This is a genomic window from Moorena producens PAL-8-15-08-1, assembly GCF_001767235.1.
Classification (GTDB): Bacteria; Cyanobacteriota; Cyanobacteriia; order Cyanobacteriales; family Coleofasciculaceae; genus Moorena; species Moorena producens_A.
Genome location: NZ_CP017599.1, coordinates 1,209,639 through 1,228,900, shown reverse-complemented (window position 1 = coordinate 1,228,900; position 19,262 = coordinate 1,209,639). Strand labels below are relative to the sequence as shown.

Genomic DNA, 19,262 nt, shown 5'->3' with positions numbered 1-19,262 from the left:
TTTTTAGCCTTTGCCCTTTGCCTTTTCCCGTTTAACATCTAAAAGTCTTTGGTATCTACCCATGCCTCTTGTCCATTGAGGTACAGGTATAAACTTAGAAAGAAATTTCCAATGGCTAGAGGAAGTTAGCACCCACCAAGTAGACATACCCCAAACTCCGAAACAAGATGTCCATACCCAACTAGCTCCTAGTACTCCCTTGACGATGTAATAGGCAAGTGCCCAAATTACTGCCCAGGGGATAAACTGATCGGCTGGAATAGGACCAATTCTCGGTTTTTCATCAAGAGTTCGGTTAACACGACGGAATTGTTGCTCTGAATTATTTGCCATAGGTCAAGCTATTTTGGATCAGACTTGCGTTCCTATCAGTGATTGAAAAAATATTCAATCTCAATAAAACCCTGACTACTCATCCCTTCAGCTAGATAAAACTCAACAGGCAAATTAGATAAGCGCGTAGTTTATGCTCCTGTGCCAGTAATGTAGGTTGCTAACAGATCACCCAAGGTAACTACAATCAAAATGATGATTGGAGTACGGGCTAGGGTTTTCCAGTCATCATCTTGTTGGGCAGCATTGACGACTTTTACCAATGAAATACCCAAATAAATGAGGAATAGTGCTCGTAAAACGTTAAACACCAGGGACACCAAATCGGCGTCTACTTCAGGAATAGCACTAGTTAGCCAATCTTCTGCGACTCTGAAAAACTGGGCATGGGCTGGCGCAGCGGTAAAGTCCAACATAAACCACAGAAAGGCGAATAGGAAAAGACAGGCTCCTAAACCATATTTCCTGATTAGCCGTTGAATTTGATTCCCAGAATTACTAGGTTGGACTCCAATCCACTTCACTCCCACAACTAGACACATCAAAAATGATACAGCAATCAAAGGAGTGACGGAGGTACTGATATAGAGATCCAATGCCATTGCGATCGCAGCCATGCCCATTAAATAGCCCAAGGGCACTTGCTTCAACTGAGCAAGCAACTGAGCAAACAACTGAGCAAACATAGTTTCTTTACTTTTCCAACGCTGTTGTTGACGAGGTGACATCGCAACAGAGGACTTGTTCACCATGGTGGATTTTTCTTTCCGTAAATATTCTGACTCTTATTGTGATACAGAAAATTTTTAAATCGCAAAAGCGATCCCAGAGGAATAGTTCAATTTATCTTGATTAATAAATGTTACTGATTTAAAGAGCATTTTGAATAAGCTAAATGATTGTAATTACTTCACCCCAGGGATTACAATTACAGGACTTACGCATTTGCCCCCGTTGGTCCCCCAAGCGAGGGATTGCTCGCTTGGGGGACTTTGACATCATTACCCCCCAGAATTGGGGGGCTAGGGGGGCGAAATCAAGTTAACCGCGTAAGTCCTGAATTACTTAACCTCTCAATATCATTGGCACAGCTTGCCAACAGTCTCAAAATGTTACTCGTCCAAAAGGAATAGATAAATAAACTAAATTTTAAGAAAACTCTGATAAAAGAAAAAAAACTTAACAAAAAAACCGCTGAAACCCAACCTATAGGTAGAGGCGTTAGTACTTACTAGTTAATAAGCTATTTAGCTTAACAGTTAACTTAAGCAATTAAAGTAAAACAACTAAACTGTAAACATTAATGGATAAAGCATTTATATTTGAGTTGTGAGCATAGGATTGAAGTAAAAGGGAGCAGGGAGCAGTGGAAAAAAATTGACGCAAAGCGATGCAGAGGTGCGACCCGTGGCGAATTTAATTACGGGTCAAACGCACCATTACGGTCTTGGGGAGGCAAAAATTCCCACACTTCCCACACTTCCCACACTTCCCACACTTCCCACACTTCCCACACTTCCCTTCTTTTTTACAAAGATCAGATCTACCCTCTGACTTCCCTACTCCCGTCTTGATGCAATACCGAGTGGGGGAAACCACGCCAGTTGCTCATGGGGGAAACCCCCTGTTCCGAAGCTGCATCGCTTGTCTGTACCCCCACACCCCACACCCGGTCCCCCTACACCCCACACCTGAGGTCAAAGTAAAAAACCTACCCTTATGAGCTACTCCCTACTCCCTACTCCCTAAAAGGTTGTAACTCACCCAATTGAGAACTGCTATATCTATTTCACCAAACCACTGCGAAGTGCTTGCACTGCTGCTTGTGTTCTATCGTCACAGCACAGTTTCCAAAGCAGAGACCGAATGTGAGTTTTAACTGTGCCAAGACCTAGCAATAATCGCTCGGCAATTTCGTCATTGGTATAACCGGCTACGATCAATTCCAAGACAGTTAGCTCCCGTTCAGTCAGTGGATTTTCCCTAAGAATTTGATAATAGTCAGGCTCACAGGAATTGATTAACGTAATCCCAGAAAAATTCTTAACCGGTGACTTGATACTATTTTTTAGGAGATAACCAGCTATTTCTGGATCAATCCAGTGTTGCCCTTCATAGGTAGCTCTCAAAGCATCTAAGAAAGTACTGGTGTCTACATTAGTTTTCGGAAAATTGATACGTTTTAGATAATAAGAATCTACCCCAGCCCCAAAAGCGCTTATAACAAATTCTTCTGATGTGTCCCAAGATAGCAGCAATATGTTAGTAAAAAATGCCACTTTCCAATTTCTGACTAACCGCAATAACGCATCACTATTGCTTGAAGGCTCTAAATTAATGACTACTACGTCCGGGTTAGATTTTTTTAAAAAGGCCGCCACATGACGCATGCTAGAAACTTGAGAGACCAAACTGACTTCTTTGTACTGCTCCAAGACTTTTCTGAGACCCAACTGCGCTAAATCACCCCTCTCAATCAGTAACACCCGAATTTCTTTGACTACGTTCATAACCATAGACTAGAACACTGATACCGAAATTGACAACTTAGGATGTGTGTGCTGACCTAACAACCCAAAAAAAAATGGAAGCGATTGGCCGTAGGCCACGCTACGCGATGGGCGTTCGCGAAGCGTGGCCAAAGGCCTCAGCCCCGCTTTCAGCGAACGCGCTCCATAGCTCAAGATTGATCAGCAAGCTTGTGATCATGAGTCGCCACGTACCGAAATTGTTTCCATCGGTTGATTACCGCTTTGACTCAATATCCCTGATGATACAACTCATAAGAGTAGGTTTTTAACAAAGACGTGAGGCGCGGGGTGTAGGGTGTGGGGGGTAGGGTGTGGGGGGTAGGTTTTTTACATTTGGGTAAAACATGGGACGACCCAGAGGGAGAGGAAAAGGAAAACAACGAACAAGCGTGATTTGCGCCGACCTGCGGGGGTTTCCCCCAAGACCGCGCAAATCACGCTTTCTTATCCCCCACACCCCAAACCCCACACCCCACACCCTACTCATAAGGGTGGGGGGTAGGGAAAATCAGTTCTTGTTTTCTAGGGCGCGAATTAGAGCTGATAGTAATCTACCATTCGACTCGCATTGGCTAAGAAGGGAGTCAATAACTTCACCCGACCCTAACTTCACCCTTTTCGATAGTAGAAGATGAGTTTCTAATTCTTTGAGGGAACCTTGTGCAATATATAAAAACTGAATATACTCAAGTCTTGTTTTTCTTCCATATCCCTCAGCAATATTAGCTGGAATTGAAGCTGATGCTCGGCGAATCTGGGAAATCATTCCATAAAGTTCTTCTTTGGGAAAATGACGAGTAGCTAAATAGCACATCTGAGCTAAATCCATCCCTACCTGCCAAACCTTTAGGTCACGATAAGATTCTATTGTCATTATATGATACAAGTAAACTATCTTTCTTCAATCTCACACCCCACACCCCACACCCCACACCCCACACCCCACACCCTGTCTCCTTTTTAGCTTTGTTGTCACTCCCTCAGCTTATTTACCCTTAGTGGGATTTTTGGCTTGCTCTAAGGCAATTTCTTTAAGGGCTTGATAAGAGTTGATATTAGAAGCACCCTCAATTGCCTTGACCGCTAAATCCTGAACTTGTTTGAGGGCAGTATCGAGTTGCTGGGAAAGACTGTGTATCCGTGCTGAGGATTCTTTTATTGTCTGTTCCAGGGATTCAATTCTTAGCTGATAGACACGATTATTTCCTTCTAATTCCTTATTCTGCAAGTCGGCTTGAATTTTGACCTGGTGGCTAGCAATCGCTTTGCCTTCTTCTTGGGCTTTTTTGATAGCCACGGATTTTTCCTGGTCGAAGGCTTCTACCTTAGTTTTTGCTTCTTCAAACTGCTTCTCTCGCTCTGCGATCGCATTTTCCCGCTCTGCCCATTGTTTCTCTTGTTGTTGCCTTGTTTCCTCCAATTCTTTGTATAAACCTTCTTGGTTATGCTTGTAGGTTTCTTCATCTAAGCTACGTTGTAGGGCTAAATTATAATCATATTCTTTAGCATCCCGATCACGGATTTTCCTCTGTTCTTCATTGCGTTCTTTAATAGCTCGTTGGTGTTCCTCTTTTTCTTTGTACCAGGATTGTTGTAACTGATTCATTTCGAGCTCTAACTCTTCCCGTCTTTGGTAAATTTCTTCATCGAATGCTTTAGAGCTATTCTGATAGGCTTCAATTAAGGTATCTAAGGTCTCGTCTTTAATTTCTGATAAATTGTGGAGTTCAGCAAGTTGTTGAGTTTCCTCAGTAACCCCTGTTCTTAATTCTTCTAGCTTAGCCGCTTCTGATGTTAGTTTTTCCGACAACTCACTGACACTACTACCAAACCCTAATTGCAGCTTAACCAGGCTGTCAAGGGTATACATCATTTTGTCTTTCATGACTTTTGCTGATACTGATCCATTAGTTTGCTTTTTTTCCACCGTGGATACTTGAGGAGTTGCCGGATTGTTCATCTGCTTCATTTCTTTTTCCAAAGCATTTCGTTCTGCTAGTAATTCCTTGTAAGCCTCTAAAATTTCTGCTTTGGTGTTCTTGCTGTTAGGTTTGCGTGTCATACTTTCAAGGTTATATTCTATTGGAAAATTTCTGAACTGGTATCACTATTCACTAATTTTGAGCCTTGCTGCTTGAAGAGCCATCAAAAGCTTTCAAGGTCAGGGCTTGGGACTGTTTTAGAGTCTCTTGTAGCTGACTATATAGATTTTCAATTTGTTTATTTTGTTTTTCTATGTGTTGCTCCAGAGACTGAATTTTAACGTCATAACCCTGTTGAGTAACTTCCCATTCTTTGACGAGCAAATCAGACTGTACCTTAGCGTCGTTTTGGACTTTTTTAATGGCTTTATCTTTGACTTTTTTAACGATTTCATCTAGCTCAGCTGGGAAAGCTTCCACTTTCTGTTGATACTCTTCAAACAGGGCTTGAGATTCTTCTAGCTTCTGTTCTCGCTCAGACCATTGCTTGTCTTTTTCTTGATTGGCCTCTTGCAATTCTCGCTCCTGGTTACGGCTCAGTTCTTCATACTGATCCGTCTCAATTTTACGGTTACGTTCTAATTCGTATTGATAGTCAGCTTCTTGGCGTTGTCGTTCCCGAGTCAATAATTCGTTTTGTTCTTGACGTGCTATTTCAAAGTCTTCTTGGTCTTTTTGCCAAAGCTTACGTTTTTGCTCTTGGTCTTTTTCGATCTCTTCTCGCTGTTGAGCTGCTTTTTGCTCTAGGGATTTCAGCTTTTCCTGGTGTTCTTGATTGAGCAAATGTAAGGCATCAGCTACAACTCGGATTTTCTGAAGGTATTGCAAGTGTTCAGTTTCTACTTTAATCGCCAGCTTTAGCTCATCAAGTTTAGAGGCTTCTGAGGATAATTTTTCTGATAATTCATTAACAATGGTGCCAAACTCTAGCTGTAAATCAGCCATTCCTTTGACAATATTATCAACGGTATAGTTTGAGGCCGTTTCCAGCACTTGTTGATTTTTAGCTTTTTCCGCCTCCTCTTCTTTGGTGGCAATTTTTGAGTCAATGTTTTGCCGCTCTTTTAGGATTTGCTCAAAGGCTTGGAAAATTTGGTCTTTACTGTCTTTTGTGGCAACCATATAGTGTGTTCCTTTGACGATATTTAGATATTTTTACTTGAAAATGATTACTGGAAAATTGCTATAGCGCTGCGTGCAGGGAATCGGGAATCGGGAATCGGGAATCGGGAATCGGGAAACAATAGGTATGTGTACTTTATTAATATGAGAACCGCTATAGTAGCTGGTGGCTGGTTAGCAATATTGATCCACCCTGGGAGATCCCCCCTAACCCCCCTTAACAAGGGGGGAACAATAGACCCCATGAACAAAAAGGCTATGGTTCCTCTGGCTTCCCCCTTAATAAGGGGGACGGGAGGGGGATCACCCTTACTGCTTAACAAGGGGGGAACAATAGACCCCATGAACAAAAAGGCTATGGTTCCTCTGGCTTCCCCCTTCCGCGCGGGGGACGGGAGGGGGATCCCGACGGGGTTGGGGGGATTTATCCAAAATCCACGCAGTATTGACAGTGCTCTTATCTGAGATAATTCCCAAACAAGAGGTTTCCCTATCAGCCAGTTACTAATGGGGAGTACCCCACACTACCCACAGCGATAAGCGATCGCGTAGCGTGGCTGTAGGCCAATCGCTACTCTACAATCCTTCTTTGTAGGAGCGATGTGATGGCTCTAGGGGTGTGGGTGCAATGGTTAAGAGAAAAAACTATAGTAGTACAAATGTTCTACTTTATTGTACTGAAACTTTAGTAGATAAGTCAAGGGCAAATTGCCCATGGTACCCTGGAACTCAAGTAGCTGTTTCATACCAAAACACCCAAAACCCAGTTTATACAAGGGTTTCAGGCTTACTTTAGTCATAATTTATTCAAAACTCAGGGGTTTCAGCTATAGGAAATAGGGGATCTGGGGACAGCGGATCTGGGAACCAGCGGATCTAGGTAGAACCATGAAGGATTAAGACATAGTAGATGCACCCTGAGTGATCCCTCAGTTACCCGCTGGGGATTTTTTTTGTTCACTCTGGTCTCAACCAATCTATTAGTTTTATTTGGCTTACCCATTTCTAATTTCTTCCGGATCTAGATAGAGCAATGAAGGATTAAGAAATAGTAGATGCACCCTGACTAATCCCTCAGCTAACCGCTGGGGATTTTTTTTGTTCAATTTTGTCTCAAGTAATCTATCAGTTTTATTTGGCTTACCCATTTCTAATTTCTTCCGGATCGAGACAGAGCAATGAAGGATTAAGAAATAGTAGATGCACCCTGACTCATCCCTCAGCTATCGGCTGGGGATTTTTTTTGTTCAATTTTGTCTCAACCAATCTATTAGTTCTATTTGGCTTACCCATTTCTAATTTCTTCCGGATTGAGAGAGAGCAATGAAGGAATAAGAAATAGTAGATGCACCCTGACTCATCCCTCAGCTATCGGCTGGGGATTTTTTTTGTTCAATTTTGTCTCAACCAATCTATTAGTTTTATTGGGCTATCCCATTTCTAATTTCTTCCGGATCGAGACAGAGCAATCAAGGATTAAGAAATAGTAGATGCACCCTGACTCATCCCTCAGCTACCCGCTGGGGATTTTTTTTTGTTCAATTTTGTCTCAACCAATCTATTAGTTTTATTGGGCTATCCCATTTCTAATTTCTTCCGGATCTAGATAGACAAATGAAGGATTAAGAAATAGTAGATGCACCCTGACTAATCCCTCAGCTACCCGCTGGGGATTTTTTTTGTTCAATTTTGTCTCAACCAATCTATTAGTTCTATTTGGCTTACCCATTTCTAATTTCTTCCGGATTGAGAGAGAGCAATGAAGGAATAAGAAATAGTAGATGCACCCTGACTAATCCCTCAGCTACCCGCTGGGGATTTTTTTTTCACTCTTGTCTCAACCAATCTGTCAGTTCTATTTGGCGACCGCGTTTCTAATTTGTTCCGGATCTAGATAGAGCAATCAAGGATTAAGAAATAGTAGATGCACCCTGACTAATCCCTCAGCTACCCGCTGGGGATTTTTTTTGTTCAATTTTGTCTCAAGTAATCTATCAGTTTTATTTGGCTATTCCATTTCTAATTTCTTCCGGATCTAGATAGAGCAATCAAGGATTAAGAAATAGTAGATGCACCCTGACTAATCCCTCAGCTACCCGCTGGGGATTTTTTTTTCACTCTTGTCTCAACCAATCTGTCAGTTCTATTTGGCGACCGCGTTTCTAATTTGTTCCGGATCTAGATAGAGCAATCAAGGATTAAGAAATAGTAGATGCACCCTGACTAATCCCTCAGCTACCCGCTGGGGATTTTTTTTGTTCACTCTTGTCTCAACTAATCTATCAGTTTTATTTGGCTTAGGCATTTCTAATTTCTTCCGGATCGAGACAGAGCAATGAAGGATTAAGAAATAGTAGATGCACCCTGACTCCTTCCTCAGCTACTCGCTGGGGATTTTTTTTGTTAAATTTTGTCTCAACCAATCTATTAGTTCTATTTGGCTATCCCATTTCTAATTTCTTCCGGATCGAGACAGAGCAATGAAGGATTAAGAAATAGTAGATGCACCCTGACTAATCCCTCAGCTACCCGCTGGGGATTTTTTTTGTTCACTCTTGTCTCAACCAATCTATTAGTTCTATTTGGCTATCCCATTTCTAATTTCTTCCGGATCTACATAGAGCAATCAAGGATTAAGAAATAGTAGATGCAACGTGACTAATTCCTCAGCTACCCGCTGAGGTTTTTTTTATAGACCTCTTGCCAAAGTCTAAAAATATCGATCAAGAGCACTGTCTTGATGCAAAGCGCGAGTGGGGGAAACCAACGGCAGTCGCTCATGGTTAGAAGTTACCGTAAGACAGTTGAGCCTTGTCTTGATGCAGTCGCTCATGGGGGAAACCCCCAAGACCGCGCAAATCACGCTAATCAATAAGTTTTACCCCTTTTGTGCATAGCCGACCAACCATAAAGGCTCAACGTAATCAGGTTTCGTCTCCGGGGGGAACCCCCAAGACCGCGCTGCCTCCCCAAGACCGCGCTGCATCGCTTACTAGGTGCCCCTGGCAGTAGAATTATACTCAAAGCATTACTGGAAAATCCTTTCGGAATTTAAAACCTCTTAGTTTCTTTAACAAGATAAATTTAAGAGGATATCTGAAAAGTTTTTTTATACTAAATTTTGCCCCCCTAGCCCCCCAAATTTGGGGGGAACAAGAGTCCATTTGCTTCTAAAAGTCCCTTCCGGTGCGCGCCTCCTAGGGCGAGTAAATCGCCCTTGGGTCGCACCGCAAAATTGGGGGACCAACGGGGGCTTGGATGTAGCAAATGAGACTTCTCAGACAACCTCTAAGGAAGAACATCACATATCCCGATGGGTAAAAGCCTTAGCATTCTCACCAACATAAGTAGCCGCAATGTGACCATTCCCTGTAACCTTGTATTTGTAAGTTACTAATCCTTCTAACCCCACTGGACCACGAGGGGGCATTTGTTGAGTGCTAATTCCTACTTCTGCTCCAAACCCATAACGGAAACCATCGGCAAAGCGAGTAGAACAGTTGTGGAAAACATTAGCGGCATCCACTTGATTTCCGAAGCTATCTGCTACCTCCTGGTCTTCAGTAACAATTGCATCCGTATGTCTGGAACCATAAGTATTGATATGGTTAATCGCTTCTTCTACAGAATCTACTACTTTGATAGAAAGAATTAAATCACTGTATTCTGTAGACCAATCCTCATCCGTTGCTACCGAGATTGGAATAATCTCACGGCTAGCTTCATCCCCTCGCAATTCTACATTACGCTTTTTCAAAGCTTCTGCTGCTAGGGGCAGGAAACGAGGAGCAATTGCTGAATGCACCAGCAGGGTTTCAATAGCATTACAAACAGCTGGATATTGCGTTTTAGCATCAACGGTGATAGTTACCGCTTTCTCCAAGTCAGCTGCTGCATCAATATAGAGGTGGCAAATTCCATCAGCATGACCGAGTACTGGAATACGAGTATTCTCCTGCACAAACCGAACAAAAGCATTCGACCCTCTGGGAATAATCAAATCCACATAGTTGTCTAGTTGTAACAGCTCTTTGATTTCTTCTCTAGTGGTTAACAACTGTACCGTTGCTGGGTCAACTGCTGTGGTAGATAATCCTTTATGAATTGCTTTGACTAGGGTTTCACAGGAGCGAATTGCTTCTTTACCGCCTTTGAGGATAACACCATTACCGGATTTAATCGCAAGAGAGGTAATTTGAATTAAGGCATCGGGACGAGCTTCAAAGATAACCCCTAAAACTCCTAAGGAACAAGTGACTCGTTTGAGGATTAGTCCTTGATCCAGTTCTCGATGAATTTGGATGTTGCCTACAGGATCACCAAGGTTGCCCACATCTCGCACCCCCTGAATAGCCCCCTTAAGCTTCGTTTCGTTCAACTTCAGACGATTATAAAGGGGTTTCGGAATGTTATCCGCCTCAGCCGCTTGGCAGTCTGCAGCATTCGCCGCTAGGATTTCCGGTGCTGCAGCTTCCAAGGCTTGGGCTATTGCCTCAATAGCTTCATTTTTAGCCTGTGTTGAGAGAACGGCTAACTTTTGTGCAGCTTGACGGGTTTTTTGAGCGATCGCACTTAGGGGTATGGATGCAAGTGGTGTAGCTGTCATGGTTTTGATTTTGGAGGCAATACCAATATGTGATCAGAAGTTTAGCAAATTGACGCTCCCACAGGGTGCAGGCCCTGGTATTCTTGGGGATTCTTGCTTGCCCCAAATCCCCATCATCGGGTAAACCATCTCTTATACATAAGGTTAACTATAAGGTTAACCTTCCGAAAACCCGTACGCATACAGCTGCTGTGGATAGTAGTAAATAGCTTACGCAATTCAGCCATCGATACCCCTTAGTTGGTCGAGCTGTGATCTAACAGCAAGACACTCAGAGGGTATTTTTTTTGGAACAGCTCAAAAGCGTTTCCCGGCTACATACTAGTTGTCTGACGTCTGAGCAACTGGTCTTACCGTGAAGTTATACCATTGGTTAACTCTTTGGTTAACGTTGGAAAAACGCGATCGCATACAGCAGCTGTCGATAGTAGTAAATAGCTTACGCAATTCAGCCATCGATACCCCTTAGTTGGTCGAGCTGTGATCTAACAGCAAGACACTCAGGGGTTATTTTTTTTGGAACAGCTCAAAGGCTTGTCCCAGCTAAATACTAGTTGTCTGAGGTCTGAGCAACTGGTCTTACCGTGAAGTTATACCATTGGTTAACTATAAGAAAACCCGTACGCATACAGCCGCTGTGGATAGTAGTAAATAGCTTACGCAATTCAGTCATCGATACCCCTTAATTCCTCTGTCTGTGATCTAAGAGCAAGACAGGGGTATTTTTTTTGATCTCAAAAGCGTTTCCCGGCTACATACTAGTTGTCTGATGTCTGACCAACTCGTCTTACCGTAAAGTAATACCATTGGTTAACTCTTTGGTTAACGTTGGGAAAACCCGTACGCATACAGCCGCTGTGGATAGTAGTAAATAGCTTACGCAATTCAGCCATCGATACCCCTTAGTTGGTCGAGCTGTGATCTAACAGCAAGACACTCATAGGGTATTTTTTTTTGAACAGCTCAAAGGCTTGTCCCAGCTACATACTAGTTACCTCACCTCTGACCAGCTCCCGTTACCCTGAAGTTATACCATTGGTTAATATAAGGTTAACTTTGCGAAAACGCGATCGCATACAGCCGCTGTGGATAGTAGTAAATAGCTTACGCAATTCAGCCATAGACACCCCTTAGTCGGTCGAGCTGTGATCTAACAGCAATAGACTCAGGGGTTATTTTTTTGGGAACAGCTCAGAGTAATAGCTACTATAGCTACATAGCAAAAAGCAAAAATTGACTTTCGCCATAGACTCAATGTTAATTTTAACGACTCAAATCAGCCAACCTGTTTAGGTTGGAAGGCCGAGTCAAAATCTTCGTTGGGCCAGTGGTGTCGCCAACGTGACAACAGCCAGAGATCGCTTTCCTCGCTGAGGAGGTTCAATCCAGGTTTGAGAGCTGTCCCCCCACGAACTACTTCTTCTAGTGCCAGCAAGTGTCCCGTCAGTGACGGATCAACGTAGCGATTAGCAGTCGGGCTTTCAAGATGAAAATTCAGGGGCTTACCTTTGCCTCCCAAAATTCGTTCTGATGGGATCTCGTCTCCAAATTCATCAACAGCGCTGATAGACACTAGTACGGGCTGAGAAGAATTGAGCCAGGCTACAGGTACACTGTGTGCAACAGCATTGGGAACACCGGTCGCAGCCAAGATTACATCAGCTTTAGCAATTGATGTCTCTAGAATCAAATCTTCCGAAGCCAGTACTGTGTCAAATCCCTCCAAAATTGCTAGATCGCGGTTCATACCAGGAAGTTCAACAACCGTCACACGTACCTCTTCTTGTCGAAGTCGCCATGCAACACCTCGCCCCACTTTGCCATAACCAAATTGGACAACCTGCAATCCTGCCAAGGGCATACTTGGATTCAGAAGCTGCCAGGCTCGAACCATACCATCACCAGTACCGAAAAAACACTCGATTTTTTTAACCTGAGCCCCATCGATGCTCACTGTGACACATGCTTGATTCTCGTAAAAGAGATCGCCACTGCGGGAGATTTCAGCGGCACCAATGGGTAGCCGATGCTTACCGAGAACAGCGGTTACATCAAGGAATAAATCAGCTGTGTAGACAGCTTCCTCAATGGGTAGTACTGGAATGCCACAGGCTCCTAATTGTTGGGCAACTTGCTGGGTTACTGGACTAGGGAAGGGATCGCAAAAAGTAACCTCTGCACCACCAATTGCAAGTACATGTGCTGCTGCTATGGAGTTAAATACCAACACGTGACCCCAGACAACCCGTAAACCGGCAAAAGGGCGCTCATCTGCATAACGAATAGCCAGTTCATTCAGTAGCGGCAAATCGCACGTTCTGGTTTGGTAGTTAGGACTACGGCTGAGGGATGCAAGACTCGTAAATATTGACATTATATTCTCTTAGATCAATATGGGTGGAATGATGGTTCCTATTTGATCAGTATTAGGGGGAGGCTATCGCCTGTTTGGAGGTGGGTAAGACTATCGGGAGGAAGCTCGCGGCCAGGGTAAAGGATTGTGCCACTGGCAGTCTTGGTGCGATTGCCGATCGCAGCTCCTAGAATCCAGTAACCGGAAGGAATAACGCTACCACGAAACTTGACTTTGACCTGTCGGCCTCCAAAGAGGGTATCTTTTTCTGGTGGTGAGTTATCCAATATGCGATCGGTGATGCAGGTAAAGGCACCGATGAAACAATCTTCGCCAACGACAGAGAAACGCATCTGGCTGTTAACCAAGCTCCCACGTCCTAGGAATGACCAGAGTATGATGTTAGTTGCTGGTGGCAGGATTACCCCATCCTCGAATACTGATAGCCGCACGTGGTTTCCCTGACCAACAACGCAATTGTTGCCCAGCACAGAGGCAACAATCGTAGCGCTAGGCCCAATTCTAACGTTTTTGCCCAAGAAGGTCGGACCTATAATAGTTGCTGATGGATCAATCTGGCATCCTTCGCTGATAACGACAAGATCCCGGATATTCTTGGGTAATTCTTGATTTGACAGCCAGGGGTAGAACAATAGATCGGTTCCGTCCCGGAAGCGCATAGCGTCGCTATAAATGCCAAAAGGAATATTTGCGCTGAGCAGGTGAACCCAATGTTCAATGGGTAGGGCAAGACGTGTTGAAGTGTTAATACGCAAAGGAGCAAAATCAGTTGCGGGGAAGATGTTGAGTGGTTCAAAAGCAATCTGACGATCATGTGTATTTTGGGTACTGAGTGGAGGGAGTGCCAAATGTTCTAGAGGTTCGTCCAGAAGATCGAGGGGGATGGGTTTGGCGATGGATAGGTTAATTGGTATTCGGTGCTGGGTGATGCGAGCGTAGAATAGACCCAAGAATAATAGATCGTCATTAACAGGACAGGAACATAACGGTTGCACGAAGTCGCGTACGATCTCAGTTGAAGTAGGGATTGCGGCACAGTAGATTTGATTGACCTGTTGCTTTCTAGCTGCGATGAGAAAAGTGTTAAGGAACTCAGGTGTCAGGAAAAGATTGTCGCTTAGCAGAAGGGTTTCACCTTCCGGAAGCTTTCCTATTTCCTCAGCAGTGATCACCTCCTGAATTTTTATTAGACTGCCTAGGGAACTCAAAATCGCCTGTTCTTGAAGTTTTTCAAGAGGGTTGCCCATCACCGTTAAATGACGGGGGGAGCGTTCGAGGATATCAATACGCTGATTAGTTGTATAACGAAATACATGCATACTATACGACTTAGCTTATAAACTCAACTTATAAACTCAGGACTTACGCGGTTAAGTTTATTTCGCCCCCCTAGCTCCCCAATTCTGATACCGTTGGCGAAATTAATATTTGTTTACACAAGAGTAGCAGATGGGTAACTTTAAGTTCATGCTCCCCCAGAATTGGGGGTTGGGGGGCTCATATTGACTGCTGTCTTCAGGCTGATATTACTAAATGTTTTTTTCGCCAGCAGTATCAATTCTGGGGGGTAATGATGTCAAAGTCCCCCAAGCGAGCAATCCCTCGCTTGGGGGACCAACGGGGGCAAATGCGTAAGTCCTGAAACTTAATTTTTCACCAATGAATAATAAATGATATCATCAGGCTGATTTTATTATCGAATTAAAAATGACACCAGAAGACTTTTTATCATCGAGTGCTTGGATTGTTAGGATGAAGACTTACTTCAAGCTTATGGATGTCAACGGAGATGGGGTTTTGTCGCTCTCGGACTACGAAACCATTGCGGATCGGTTTGTCAAACTTCAAGGTAATTCGTCGAATTACGAAGTAATCCGGACTCTGTTTCACGACCTATTTCAGTATATAATCGCTGGAGGGGGTGCGGTCGATGCCAACACCATGATCGGGGAAGAAGAGTTTATTACCAATGCCGCAAAGGCTGTCACGGTACTCGAATCGTCACTAGAAGTGGGTCGGCAAAAGAACGAAGTCTTTTTTGATCTCATCGACACCGATGATTCCGGTCAGATTTCCCGTGAAGAGTACCGGAAGTATTTGGCAATATACTCCGGTGAAGACCAGCCCGAACGTGCTGACAAGGCTTTCAACAGCCTTGACACTGATGGCGACGGTTCCATAACCCGCGCCGAGTTCATAGAAGGTCATATGGGATACTGGTTTACACTTCCCAGCGACCAAACGGACGGTCCGCTTCCTTATGGATCGTTGATCGATGCATAGGTAAGCCTATTGCTGATCGCTCCTAAATCTAAGATGCTCTATAACTATTAGATTATTGTCGGTGCTGATTCAGCAGGTTGTGTCCTTGCTAACCGCCAACACCACTTAGGAATTAGCCCTTCAGTTTAGCCATCATTTCTGCTTCATTCCAGTAGGACAAAACCTGTTGAATCTTACCGTCATCATTGATTTCAAAAACACTGATGCCTTCAGCAGTAGCCTCACGACCATTCTTAGCAGACGCCTTCATTCTCCACTTTACCGCTGCTCCATTGCCAGCAATAAAAATTTGCTCTTGTGAGATGTCAAAGCTGTTAAAGAAGGTAGACAGTAGTCCAAAGAACTTCTCCGAGTCCTCAGAGACGTTGATTGGTGGCTTTCCGACTGGGTCATAAATCACTGCATCTTCAGCAAAAATCTCTACCCAGCCTCCTGGATTCATGGCCGCCATGGTTTCAAAATAGACATTGATAACTGATGCGATCGCTTCTGTTGACATAGTTTCTATATGACTTCACCTTTCTATTATCTGTTAAATTCTGCCCTTAACTAATAATCCCAGCCAAAAGGCAAAAGGCAGCTGTTTGAGCCGGTGGGTGGAATGGGCATCAGGCGTGGAACAGGCTTCCAGCCTGTGGCAATCGTGGAACAGGCTTCCAGCCTGTGGCAATTTTCGGGCGGGCTGTGCCAACCCTGGCGCTAGAGCGTAAAATGAGGATGAGCCCGCCCCTAACGCACCCTACGTCACTAATCACTAATCATGGCAATAACCATGCCAGAATACGTTTAGCAATTTTCTTAGGACCAGGCTTGGACGATAGCAAACCTGACAATAGCTGACGCAACATCCAAGGGGCAATCCTGATTAAACATGAACGTAGGAGCCATTGTAGTATTACTAGAAGTAGAGCACAGCTGACTATGCCCACTATAATAATCAACCATCTCCAGGGTTGAGCAAGTATTAGCTGTAATACACCAGGAATTACCAGCACTGCCAAAATCACCAAGATTATCATCAGCGCTGATAGTCCCCAAGCCAGCTTAGGAAAGTTGGGTGATGGTTTCAGCCGTAGCTGAGCCAAGATTTGAGTGATCAGCCAGTAGTGAGCGTCAGCAATTTGACAACAAAAGTCGGGATTCTCCAGACAGTCTCTCTTGATCTGGTGAAGGATTTCTCCATCAAGGGCAATCACACTCCGCATCAGTGCCTGTGCTCGATCAACTGGTACATAGTAGGTAGAAAACGTCAATCCAGACTGGAGGCGGTTTTCCCAATCGAGCAGAGCTAAATGGCGTAAATCACTAAGCAACTCTCCGGAAATATCAAGGCCGTGACCAGTCTGTTGTGCTTGTTTAATTTTTGTAAGAATGTCTTGATTTAAATCAAAGCGAATGCTATGAAATAGCACGCGGGAGCGTGTAATTTGTTCTTGCTCAATGTTGATGTATGAGTCTATATTCATACCTTGCCCCTGGTCAAGGGTTTGAGAGTGCTGTTGGGATTGACGCCGCACAGGAGTAACCAGATTACACAACCAAAGCACAATAAAGGTTTTCAGGCTCCCAAATCAAGCCTTCTATTGCAGCAATTTTTTCCTTTCTTAGTTTTATTAATAGCTGAATGGGTCAGGGAGTCAGTGCTCAGTCTAGTTTATCGTTAATTTTTAAACTTAAGTTATAAACCGTCAACTTTCAACTTTCAACTTTTAACTTTCAACTTTCAACTTTCAACTTTCAACTTTCAACTTTCAACCGTCAACCAAGCTGATAGCTGACCACGCCACGATAAACTGAACTAATATTAAGAAATGTTAAGAGCTGGAGTGTTGAGAATGCAGACGATCAGGTTAGGTCAGAATGGTCCGATGGTTACAGCCTTGGGAATTGGGACGTGGTCATGGGGAGACAAGGTGTTTTGGAACTATGGCAGTGACTACGGCACTACTCAGGTAAAAGAAGCGTTTGAGGCAACCTTGGATGCTGGGATTAACTTTTTTGACACCGCTGAGGTATATGGACTAGGAGAATCCGAATCCCTGATCGGACGGTTTATGAAGCAGCTGGGACGGAAAGCCCAGATTGCCACTAAGTATTTTCCCTTACCCTGGCGATTTACCGCTCAGTCAGTTTCTGATGCCTTGAGCGACAGTTTGAAACGTTTGCAAGTCGAGCAAGTGGAACTGTACCAAGTACATATGCCTTTTAGTTTCTTGATCAGCCAACAGACGTTGATGAATGCTCTAGCTGATGAAGTCAAGGGTGGTCGGATTGGAGCAGTTGGTGTCAGTAACTATTCCGCTAAGCAAATGGCAGAAGCTCACAGTTACTTAGCAGCCCGTGGCATACCCCTAGCGGTGAATCAGGTGCAATATTCTCTGTTGCATCGGAAAATTGAGAGCAACGGTATTCTTGATAAAGCGCGTGAGTTAGGTGTGACTATTCTCGCTTACAGTCCTTTAGCTCAAGGATTACTCACAGGCAAGTATACGGTAGAGAGCTATATCAAACCTACTGGAGCTAGGGCAATTGACCCCCGCTTTAGCAAAAGTGGTTTAGAAAAAATTGCCCCTGTGCTAAAGCTACTGAATCAGTTAGGGGAAAAGTATGAGCGAAAACCAGCTCAAGTTGCCCTTAACTGGCTGATTGCTCAAGATGGAGTAATCCCGATTCCCGGTGCTAAGACCGCACAGCAGGTGCAAGACAATGCAGGGGCTTTGGGTTGGGCTTTGAGTAATGAGGATGTTACTCAGTTGGAACAAGTCACTCGTCTTTGGTTAAAATAAAAGCCCAAGGGAAGCGCCCCTACCATTACGATTGAGCAATAGATTTTAGAAACGATAGCCTGCACCAAATTGCAATTTAACTGGGGAAGTATCGTTGTTTTCATCACTAAGGCTTAATCTGCCGCTGCCGTAGATTATGGTGTAGTCATTGACTGCTGCTTCTACACCAGCAGTCAATACGGCTGAATTTTGATTACCTAAAGGAGTGGTGATCTCCTCGTTGTTCACAAAGGTATAGCCTCCACCAACATAAATGTTAGTATTGCTGGCAACCGGTACATCGTAGGTAATTGTTGGCTCGAGAGCACGACCTTTGTCCGAGAGAAACGCTGCACCACGCACTGAAATTGGTAAATTGGGCAGATCAATACGACCTTGATACATGCTACCAATCCTTTCATCGCTTGAGTTTGAGCCAATTCCCAGCAAATTCTCAAAGGGATTGAGGATATCATTACTGATTGTGCTGCCATCGTTACTAATTCCCACGTAGCTACCCTTTAATCCTTCAGGTTGAGCAGAGCCAGGGCTAGCAGATAGAACCATCGCAATCATTAAGATTAGAGAAGTTGCGGCAGATTTGAGTATGGGTTTCATCGGTTTCATGGTTATAATTAAAAAACCCCCCGCTTTGATTGCAGGGGGATGGCTATCAAGGTGCATCTACTATTTTTCTATTTCTCAGCCGAGTTGAGTTATCCGGATAAGTTACAGAAAAATATCCGATTGACTCCAGTGATGGCGTTGCTGAATGATAGGATGATTTTGTCGCCACCCCATTGAGAACTGGTATAGGAAAGGGAACAGCGGATCGGGAGCATGTCACTTATGCAGCAACATTAGTACTAAGGTAATAGGTAATGGGTAATAGGTAATAGGAACCCACCCCTAACCCCGACCAGGAGGGGAAGGTAATAGGTCTGAAGGGGAGCTAGTCCTGGATGAATATTTGTACATTATCTATAGCCCCCTCATGGGTAATTGCTTGCTCTACTGGAAAATAGTACTAATGTTTAAGCATTGCAAGACCTGCTCCCCAGCGGATCTGGGAGCTGAGGCCGTAGGCCACCCGGGGCGCGTTCGGAGCTGGGAGTAGGGAACAGGCAACAAAAATTCCCACAATTGCTACACGGATTGCTATATATGTAAACAAAAAGCGATCGCTTGTTGAGATAGCGATCGCTTTTTGGGATAACGATTTAGTCTAAACTCCAGTAGCTAACTAATTGTCCCAAGTCTAGTTAG

Annotated in this window: 19 protein-coding genes; 4 read left to right on the top strand and 15 right to left on the bottom strand. The window is 44.0% G+C overall.

Features of this window, described 5'->3' with window-relative positions:
• Positions 1-3 precede the first annotated feature (3 nt).
• Both BJP34_RS04800 and BJP34_RS04795 read right to left on the bottom strand, forming a co-directional pair.
• Positions 4-333 carry a hypothetical protein gene (locus BJP34_RS04800; protein ID WP_070391366.1) on the bottom strand — a complete coding sequence of 110 codons (330 nt, stop codon included), beginning with the start codon at positions 331-333 and terminating at the stop codon, positions 4-6.
• Positions 334-464: 131 nt separating this feature from the next.
• A complete protein-coding gene (locus BJP34_RS04795) occupies positions 465-1,061 on the bottom strand; it encodes a hypothetical protein (RefSeq protein ID WP_070396490.1) in 597 nt (198 codons plus the stop codon).
• Between the two features lie 845 nt (positions 1,062-1,906).
• Here BJP34_RS04795 and BJP34_RS42415 point away from each other — a divergent pair.
• Positions 1,907-2,056: a hypothetical protein gene (locus tag BJP34_RS42415; protein ID WP_158517012.1), complete on the top strand. Its 150-nt coding sequence runs from the start codon at positions 1,907-1,909 to the stop codon at positions 2,054-2,056.
• A gap of 61 nt (positions 2,057-2,117) precedes the next feature.
• On the opposite strand, the gene BJP34_RS04790 is transcribed toward BJP34_RS42415, so the two are convergent.
• The 5 genes from BJP34_RS04790 to BJP34_RS38725 all read right to left on the bottom strand — a co-directional run bounded on the left by BJP34_RS04790 (position 2,118) and on the right by BJP34_RS38725 (position 6,213).
• Positions 2,118-2,849: a response regulator transcription factor gene (locus BJP34_RS04790; RefSeq protein WP_083305002.1), complete on the bottom strand. Its 732-nt coding sequence runs from the start codon at positions 2,847-2,849 to the stop codon at positions 2,118-2,120.
• A 523-nt stretch (positions 2,850-3,372) separates the two neighbouring features.
• Positions 3,373-3,738 (bottom strand): four helix bundle protein, encoded by a 366-nt coding sequence (locus tag BJP34_RS04785; protein WP_070391364.1) that lies wholly within the window; start codon positions 3,736-3,738, stop codon positions 3,373-3,375.
• 111 nt (positions 3,739-3,849) lie between these two features.
• On the bottom strand, positions 3,850-4,926 hold the full coding sequence (locus BJP34_RS04780) for a hypothetical protein (protein WP_070391363.1): 1,077 nt from the start codon (positions 4,924-4,926) through the stop codon (positions 3,850-3,852).
• A gap of 52 nt (positions 4,927-4,978) precedes the next feature.
• Positions 4,979-5,968 carry a hypothetical protein gene (locus BJP34_RS04775; protein ID WP_070391362.1) on the bottom strand — a complete coding sequence of 330 codons (990 nt, stop codon included), beginning with the start codon at positions 5,966-5,968 and terminating at the stop codon, positions 4,979-4,981.
• Positions 5,969-6,015: 47 nt separating this feature from the next.
• Positions 6,016-6,213 carry a hypothetical protein gene (locus BJP34_RS38725; RefSeq protein ID WP_149030799.1) on the bottom strand — a complete coding sequence of 66 codons (198 nt, stop codon included), beginning with the start codon at positions 6,211-6,213 and terminating at the stop codon, positions 6,016-6,018.
• A 2,495-nt stretch (positions 6,214-8,708) separates the two neighbouring features.
• Between BJP34_RS38725 and BJP34_RS48390 the strand changes: the two genes are divergently transcribed.
• Positions 8,709-8,843, top strand: coding sequence for a hypothetical protein (locus tag BJP34_RS48390; protein WP_267876484.1), 135 nt, complete (start codon positions 8,709-8,711; stop codon positions 8,841-8,843).
• Between the two features lie 426 nt (positions 8,844-9,269).
• Here the strand turns inward: BJP34_RS48390 and BJP34_RS04765 are convergent, their stop codons facing one another.
• From BJP34_RS04765 to BJP34_RS04755, 5 genes are all read right to left on the bottom strand, one after another.
• Complete coding sequence (locus BJP34_RS04765) at positions 9,270-10,574, bottom strand: glutamate-5-semialdehyde dehydrogenase (protein ID WP_070391360.1); 1,305 nt, start codon at positions 10,572-10,574, stop codon at positions 9,270-9,272.
• Between the two features lie 321 nt (positions 10,575-10,895).
• On the bottom strand, positions 10,896-11,030 hold the full coding sequence (locus BJP34_RS48385) for a hypothetical protein (RefSeq protein WP_267876483.1): 135 nt from the start codon (positions 11,028-11,030) through the stop codon (positions 10,896-10,898).
• A gap of 302 nt (positions 11,031-11,332) precedes the next feature.
• On the bottom strand, positions 11,333-11,467 hold the full coding sequence (locus tag BJP34_RS48380; RefSeq protein ID WP_267876482.1) for a hypothetical protein: 135 nt from the start codon (positions 11,465-11,467) through the stop codon (positions 11,333-11,335).
• A gap of 383 nt (positions 11,468-11,850) precedes the next feature.
• A complete protein-coding gene (locus tag BJP34_RS04760; RefSeq protein ID WP_070391359.1) occupies positions 11,851-12,948 on the bottom strand; it encodes a hypothetical protein in 1,098 nt (365 codons plus the stop codon).
• Between the two features lie 38 nt (positions 12,949-12,986).
• Entirely contained in the window at positions 12,987-14,267 is a 1,281-nt protein-coding gene (locus BJP34_RS04755; RefSeq protein WP_070391358.1) for a hypothetical protein, read from the bottom strand.
• Positions 14,268-14,655: 388 nt separating this feature from the next.
• On the opposite strand from BJP34_RS04755, the gene BJP34_RS04750 reads away from it, so the two are divergent.
• Complete coding sequence (locus tag BJP34_RS04750) at positions 14,656-15,231, top strand: EF-hand domain-containing protein (RefSeq protein WP_070391357.1); 576 nt, start codon at positions 14,656-14,658, stop codon at positions 15,229-15,231.
• Between the two features lie 112 nt (positions 15,232-15,343).
• On the opposite strand, the gene BJP34_RS04745 is transcribed toward BJP34_RS04750, so the two are convergent.
• Both BJP34_RS04745 and BJP34_RS04740 read right to left on the bottom strand, forming a co-directional pair.
• Complete coding sequence (locus BJP34_RS04745; RefSeq protein ID WP_070391356.1) at positions 15,344-15,730, bottom strand: nuclear transport factor 2 family protein; 387 nt, start codon at positions 15,728-15,730, stop codon at positions 15,344-15,346.
• A gap of 259 nt (positions 15,731-15,989) precedes the next feature.
• Positions 15,990-16,778, bottom strand: coding sequence for a hypothetical protein (locus BJP34_RS04740; RefSeq protein WP_070391355.1), 789 nt, complete (start codon positions 16,776-16,778; stop codon positions 15,990-15,992).
• 288 nt (positions 16,779-17,066) lie between these two features.
• Between BJP34_RS04740 and BJP34_RS04735 the strand changes: the two genes are divergently transcribed.
• Entirely contained in the window at positions 17,067-18,017 is a 951-nt protein-coding gene (locus BJP34_RS04735) for an aldo/keto reductase (RefSeq protein WP_070396489.1), read from the top strand.
• Positions 18,018-18,062: 45 nt separating this feature from the next.
• On the opposite strand, the gene BJP34_RS04730 is transcribed toward BJP34_RS04735, so the two are convergent.
• On the bottom strand, positions 18,063-18,614 hold the full coding sequence (locus BJP34_RS04730; RefSeq protein WP_070396488.1) for an outer membrane beta-barrel protein: 552 nt from the start codon (positions 18,612-18,614) through the stop codon (positions 18,063-18,065).
• Between the last annotated feature and the right edge of the window lie 648 nt (positions 18,615-19,262).